The following is a 6719-nucleotide window of genomic DNA, read 5'->3' on the forward strand; positions in this document are numbered from 1 at the left end:
AAGGCGGTCACACCGCTGTGCCACGCACCCGTACCGGGTAGCCGACCGGCTTTCCCGCGCCCTTGCCGTCCCGCTCCACCACGACCTCGCCGTCCGCCCAGCGGGTGGCGAAGCGCTCCATCCTCGGCCTGACCCAGCCCTCCGGATCGCCCACGCACACCATCCCGCCACCGGTGCGGCCCAGCCGCGGCGCCCACACCTCCAGCTCGGTGCCGCCGTCAGCCCCGGCCACCGGCAGTACGGCGCCGGCCCGGGCCAGCACCGGAATGCGGCCGAGCGGCGCGTCCAGCAGCACCTGGGCGGGACCGCGGTGCGGCTGCCCGGTGACGGTGTCGTACCAGAGCCCGCGGGGCAGCCGGACCGCCCGCGAGCGCGAGCCGGGTTCGAGAACCGGCGCGACCAGCAGCGCGTCGCCGAGCAGGAAGGCGTCGGAGCAGTCGCGCAGCGCCCGGTCGCCCGGCGCGTTCCACCACAGCGGGCGGACGTACGGGGCGCCGGTGCGGTGCGCGATGTTCGCCAGCGTCTCCAGATACGGCATCAGCCGCATCCGCTCGGCCAGCGCGGTGCGGGCGTGTTCGAGCACCTCGGGGCCGAACTGCCACGGCTCGCGCCGCCCCGCGTCGATCGCCGAGTGGGTGCGGAAGAACGGCAGATAGCCGCCGAGCTGGTACCAGCGCAGATAGAGCTCGGGCGACGGCGTGCCGGTGAACCCGCCCACGTCGGGCCCCGAGTAGGGCACCCCGCACAGGCCGAGCCCCAGCACCAGGGCCAGCGAGGCCCGCAGCCCCGGCCAGCCGGTCGCCACATCCCCTGACCAGCTGCCGCCGTAGCGCTGCATGCCCACCCAGCCGGACCGGGAGAACAGGAACGGCCGCTGCTCGGGCCGCAGTCCGCGCAGGCCCTCATAGCCGGCCCTGGCCATCATCAGGGCGTACACGTTGTGCGCCTCGCGGTGGTCGCCGCCGCGGCCCTCCAGCGCGTGCCGGGCCGAGAGCGGCAGCGTCGGATCGCCGAACGCCGCGAAGGACACCGGCTCGTTCATGTCGTGCCACACCCCGGCGAAGCCCTGCGCGACCCGCTCCGCGTACAGCCCGCCCCACCAGGCCCGTGCCGCCGGGTTGGTGAAGTCGGGGAAGGCCGCCTCGCCCGGCCACACCACGCCCCGCACCTCCTCGCCCCGCGCGTCCTTCACGAAGGCGCCGGCCGCGGTGCCGCTGTCGTACGCGGCCACGCCCGGCTCGGCGTGCACCGCGGGGTCGACGATCGACACCAGCCGCACGCCCTGCTCGGCCAGCTCGGCGGCCAGTCCCGGCAGGTCGGGGAACCGGCCGTGATCGACGGTGAAGACGCGGTGCGCGTCGAAGTGGTCGATGTCCAGGTGCAGCACCGACAGCGGCAGCCCGCGGTCCCGGTAGCCGGCCGCGACCTTCCGCACCTCCTCCTGGCTGCCGAAGCCCCAGCGGGAGTGCTGCGGGCCCAGCGCCCAGCGCGGCGGCAGCGCGGGCCGCCCGGTCAGCGCCGTCCAGCCCGCGAGCACCCGGGCCGGGGTGCCGGTTACCACCCAGTAGCGCAACGGGCCGCCGTCCATCCGCAGTTCGCTGCCGCCCGACCGGTCGTGTCCCGAGCCGGCGCCGACCTCGCCGTCCCGCAGGGTGACCCGGCCGTCCCAGGTGTTGTCGTGGAAGACCAGATGGCAGCCCGCGTCGCTGACGACCAGCCGGACCGGCATCGTGATGTACAGCGGGTCGTCGCCTGGCTGGAACGAGCCGCCCGGGTCGGTGTTCCACAGCCGGTAGCCGCCGGCCGGCAGCCGCGGTCCCGAGGCCCGGCCGCCGAGCCCGTAGACCCGCGCGTCGGCCGGGGTCTCCGACCGCTGCACCCAGCGGGCCACGGCGCCGTCCTGCCGGACGGCCGGGTCCCACCAGCGCGGCGGCAGTTCGCGGCGCAGCAGCAGCCCGCCGGGGGTGCGCATCTCCACGGCGCCGTACCGGGAGATCAGGACGGTGACCCGCTCCGACACCACCCGCCAGCCGTCCTTGTCCGGTTCCAGCAGCGCCCGCGGGTCGGGCTCGGGACAGCCGTCCACCAGGGCGTAGGACGGCTCGGGGCCGGCGCCGTCCCACCCGCAGAAGACCGCGCCGCCGACCGCGACCCGCACCTGGAGCACCGAGCGGGTGAAGCGCACGGTGCCGCCGCCCGGCATCGGCTCGGCGTCGAGCGCCACGCCCGGCACCCGGGCCCGCTCCGGCCCGCGCCCGGGCAGATCCCGGGCGTCGATCCGCTGCCGCCGCCACGCCGAGCGGACCGCCCGCCACCCGGCGGGGGAACCCGCCATCCGCACCGACCGCAGCAGGTCCCCAGCATCCATGCCCCCACCCTTCCACCGGCGCCGCCCGGCGCGCCGTCCGTTCAGCCGGTGTTCACCTTGAAGAGCGGTCTCCTCCTCGCGGTGGACGACCGGCCCCGCCCGGGTGAACGCGCCGCCGCCGGGGACCCGCCCTGGCGCCGAAGACGATCACATGGCATCGTCCTGCCCAAACCCGCGGCAGGACATTCCGCCCGCACCGACCGAGCACAGCAGGCCATCGCACCGACCCGCCGCCACCCGCCACGCCGACCCGCCGCCAGCCCACCAGCCCCGCCGACCGAAGCTCAGCCGTCCGCCCCAGCCAGACCCGGTCCGGCCCAGCGCCGCCGGACACCGACCGCCGCCGCCCACACGCAATGACGCGTACCGTCCGGGAGCCGCCCCATGAGCACCACGCCCGAGCCCGACCACGTCCCGGAACCCCTGTGGACCCCGGGACCCGAGCGGGTCGCCCGCGCACAGCTCACCCGCTTCCACGACTGGGCGGCCGGCGCCGCCGGAGCCCCCGCCGCGCTCCCCGGCGACCCGCAGGGCAGCTATGACGCGCTGCACGCCTGGTCGGTGCGCGAGCCCGAGGCGTTCTGGCGGGCGATCACCGAGTGGTACGACGTGCGGTTCGGCGCCCCGTACGAGGCGGTGCTCGCCGACGCCTCGATGCCCGGCGCCCGCTGGTTCCCCGGCGCCACCGTCAACTACGCACAGCACGCGCTGCGGCCGGCCGAAGACCCGGCGCGGGCCGCCGAGCCTGCCGTACTGCACCTGGACGAGCGCGGCAGCGAGCAGCAGGACGTCGGCACCCTCAGCTGGTCCGAACTCAGCCGGCAGACCGCCTCGCTGGCCGCCGAGCTGCGCCGGCTCGGCGTCACCCCCGGCGACCGGGTCAGCGGCTACCTGCCCAACATCCCGCAGGCCGTCGTCGCACTGCTGGCCACCGCCGCCGTCGGGGCCGTATGGACCTCCTGCGCCCCCGACTTCGGCGCCCGCAGCGTGCTCGACCGCTTCCAACAGGTCGAGCCCGTCGTGCTGTTCACGGTGGACGGCTACCGCTACGGCGGAAAGCAGCACGACCGGACCGCCGTGGTGGCCGAACTGCGGGCCGAACTGCCCACGCTGCGCGCCACCGTGCACATCCCGCTGCTGGGTACGGCGGCGCCGCGGGGCGCCCTCGACTGGGCCGACCTGGTCGCCGGGGATCCCGAACCGGCCTACGAACCAGTGCCGTTCGAGCACCCGCTGTGGGTGCTGTACTCCTCCGGCACCACGGGACTGCCCAAGGCCATCGTCCAGTCGCAGGGCGGCATCCTGCTGGAGCACCTCAAGCAGACCGGCCTGCACCTCGATCTGGGTCCGGGCGACCGGTTCTTCTGGTACACCTCCACCGGCTGGATGATGTGGAACTTCCTGGTCTCCGGACTGCTCGCGGGCGCGACCATCGTGCTCTACGACGGCAGCCCCGGGTATCCGGCCATCGACGCCCAGTGGCGAGTCGCCGAGCAGACCGGCAGCACCGTCTTCGGCACCTCAGCCGCCTACGTCATCGCCTGCCGCAAGGCCGGCGTGCATCCCGCCCGCGACCACGACCTGTCGGCCGTCACCTGCGTGGCCACCACCGGATCACCGCTGCCGCCCGACGGCTTCCGCTGGCTGCACGACGAGGTGCGGGCCGACCTGTGGATCGCCTCGATCAGCGGCGGCACCGACGTGTGCAGCTGCTTCGCCGGCGGCGTGCCGACACTCCCGGTGTACATCGGCGAGCTTCAGGCCCCCTGCCTGGGAACGGACTTGCAGGCGTGGGACGCGCAAGGGCGGCCGGTGGTCGACGAGGTGGGGGAGCTGGTCGTCACCAACCCGATGCCCTCGATGCCGATCCGCTTCTGGAACGACCCGGGCGATCTGCGGTACCGGGAGAGCTACTTCGAGATGTTCCCCGGGGTGTGGCGGCACGGCGACTGGATCACGCGCACCTCGCGCGGCACCGTGGTCATCCACGGGCGCTCCGACTCCACCCTCAACCGGCAGGGCGTGCGGATGGGTTCAGCCGACATCTACGAGGTCGTGGACCGGCTGCCGGAGATCCGCGAGTCCCTGGTCATCGGCATCGAGCAGCCCGACGGCGGCTACTGGATGCCGCTGTTCGTCCAACTCGCCGACGGTGCCGAGCTCGACGAGCCGCTGCGCGACCGGATCCGCGCCGCGATCCGCGAAGGGCTCTCGCCACGGCACGTACCCGACGAGGTCATCGCCGTACCCGGCATCCCGCACACCCTCACCGGCAAGCGCATCGAGGTCCCGGTCAAGCGCCTGCTCCAGGGCGCCCCGCTCGACCGCGCGGTCAACCCGGGATCGGTGGACGACCTGGAGGTGCTGCGCTTCTACGAGCGGCTGGCCGCGGAGCGCGCGAACAGCCGCCCGTAGCGGGCGCGCGGCACCGCTCCATGCCCCTGAGACCCCGTCACGACCCTGGACCGATCCTGCTCCCGAGCCGCGTTGTCAGTGCCGACGACTACGATGAGTGAGCATGAGGGAGTCACGGGGATTCCCGCGGAGAGGGGGAGCCATGGCAGGCACCAGGAGTCGGGCCGGTCGGTCGGGACGAGCGCGCGGTGGACGGAGCGGCCCTGCGCGAGGCGGCGACCGGCGGGCCGGCAACAGGCGGACGAGCAGCGGGAACGGGAGGAAAGGCGGCCGGCGTGCGGTGTCGGCCCGGCGGGGCGGATACCGGCGGGTGCTGCACGCCGAGGCGCCCACCGTCGTCGGGCTGCTGCTGGACGACCGGGACTTCACCGCGATGGCCGGCTACCGCAGCTTCCCCTTCACCGACTACCGACAGTATCTGCACGGCATGGCCGGACTGCTGCGCCATCTGCACGCCCGCGGCACCCACATCGCCGTCACGCTCTTCGACCCGGACAGCTACGCCGACTACTGCTCCACCACCCGCAGGCCACCGGACTCCCACACCACCCGGGCGCGCTACACCGCCGAGGTCGGCACCACCGGTGCCACCGTCGGATACACCGGACAACCGCTGTCCCTGCTCCGCGTCGAACTGGCCAGGGAGGCCGACCGGCGCGCCACCTGGGAACGCGCCGGCGACGCCCTGGTGGACGCCGGGCCCTGCCCCGACTGCGGACACGACCTCGCGCACTGCGCCTTCGACCGCGCCTCGCACACCCTGCTGCAACTCGTCGAAGCCGTCGGCCCCGGCACCCACCACGTGGTGTGCAGCCTGCCCACCGAGGACGGCCCGCCGCTGCTCGCAGCCCTGCACGTCGATGCCGGAGCCGACGGCGAGATCCACCTCGCCGAGCCCGACGCGCTCGTGCTGTGCACGGTGATGGCATCCGGCACCGTCACCGCGCGGACCGGCGGAATCGTCCTGCGCACCACCGCGGACGGCGAGCCCGACACCGTACGCGGCTGGTCGCTGCGCGGCGGGCTGCTCCACCCGCTCACCGAGGCCGAGGTCTTCGACGCGTACTGCACCGACACGGTCACCGGCGAGCCGGTACCGCCCGAGCCGGGGGTCCGCTACCGGGCGGGGATCCCCGTACCGCCCCCGCCAGGCAGGAGGCACCGCTGACGAACTGACCGGCAGCGGCGCCGCGGGCTCACTCGCCGGACAGCACGCCCTGTACGGCGCGGCGAGCCTCGTCGGCGCTGTCGGTCGCCCGCGCCGCCGCCGCCGCCCGCTCGCACTGCGCGAGCGTGTACTTAGCCAACGTCGAGCGCACATACGGAATCGACGCCGCACCCATCGAAAGGCTGGTGACACCGAGACCCGTCAGCACGCACGCCAGCAGCGGATCGGCCGCCGCCTCCCCGCACACACCGCAGCTCTTGCCCTCGGCGCGCGCCGCCTCCGCGGCCGACGCCACCAGGTCCAGCAGCGCGGGCTGCCACGGGTCCTGCCACCGCGACACCGCACCGACCTGCCGGTCCGCCGCGAAGGTGTACTGCGCCAGGTCGTTCGTACCCAGCGAGAGGAACTCCACCTCCTGGAGCACCGAACGGGCCCGCAGCGCCGCCGACGGGATCTCCACCATGGCGCCGAACTTCGCCGAAAGGCCGGCCTCCCGGCAGGCGTCCGCGAACGCCTTCGCGTCCTGCCGGTCGGCCACCATCGGCGCCATGACCTCCAGATGCACCGGAAGCCCGGCGGAGGCCGCGGCCAGCGCGCGCAGCTGCGTCCGCAGCACCTCCGGGTGGTCCAGCAGCGAGCGCAGCCCGCGCACGCCCAGCGCCGGATTGGGCTCGTCGGCCGGCGTCAGGAAGTCCAGCGGCTTGTCCGCGCCCGCGTCCAGCACCCGCACCACGACCCGGCCCTCGGGGAACGCCTCCAGCACCTGGC

The 6719-nt window shown here is 74.6% G+C and carries 4 protein-coding genes (1 of these 4 cut by a window edge); 2 read left to right on the forward strand and 2 right to left on the reverse strand.

The window, feature by feature from the left end:
• Nucleotides 1-7: 7 nt before the first annotated feature.
• Nucleotides 8-2368 carry a glycoside hydrolase family 31 protein gene (locus ACQPW6_RS36860; RefSeq protein WP_433894086.1) on the reverse strand — a complete coding sequence of 787 codons (2361 nt, stop codon included), beginning with the start codon at nucleotides 2366-2368 and terminating at the stop codon, nucleotides 8-10.
• Between the two features lie 384 nt (nucleotides 2369-2752).
• On the opposite strand from ACQPW6_RS36860, the gene ACQPW6_RS36865 reads away from it, so the two are divergent.
• Together ACQPW6_RS36865 and ACQPW6_RS36870 are read left to right on the forward strand one after the other, a co-directional pair.
• The gene (locus tag ACQPW6_RS36865) at nucleotides 2753-4783 is read left to right on the forward strand and encodes an acetoacetate--CoA ligase (protein ID WP_433894087.1); all 2031 of its coding nucleotides are present in this window, start codon (nucleotides 2753-2755) and stop codon (nucleotides 4781-4783) included.
• Between the two features lie 280 nt (nucleotides 4784-5063).
• On the forward strand, nucleotides 5064-5951 hold the full coding sequence (locus ACQPW6_RS36870; RefSeq protein ID WP_433894088.1) for a hypothetical protein: 888 nt from the start codon (nucleotides 5064-5066) through the stop codon (nucleotides 5949-5951).
• 28 nt (nucleotides 5952-5979) lie between these two features.
• Here the strand turns inward: ACQPW6_RS36870 and ptsP are convergent, their stop codons facing one another.
• On the reverse strand, nucleotides 5980-6719 hold the 3' portion of the coding sequence (gene ptsP / locus ACQPW6_RS36875; protein WP_433894089.1) for a phosphoenolpyruvate--protein phosphotransferase. Its footprint extends 931 nt past the window's final position; the window shows 740 of its 1671 coding nt (coding positions 932-1671); its start codon lies off the right edge, out of view; it ends in the stop codon at nucleotides 5980-5982.

It is taken from the genome of Streptomyces sp. CA-111067 (assembly GCF_050956065.1).
Lineage (GTDB): Bacteria > Actinomycetota > Actinomycetes > Streptomycetales > Streptomycetaceae > Actinacidiphila.

Bases quoted from the DNA above. Each gene is read 5' to 3' on its own strand.
- ACQPW6_RS36865 (WP_433894087.1), top strand. From the start codon at position 2,753: ATGAGCACCACGCCCGAGCCCGACCACGTCCCGGAACCCCTGTGGACC.
- ACQPW6_RS36860 (WP_433894086.1), bottom strand. From the start codon at position 2,368: ATGGATGCTGGGGACCTGCTGCGGTCGGTGCGGATGGCGGGTTCCCCC.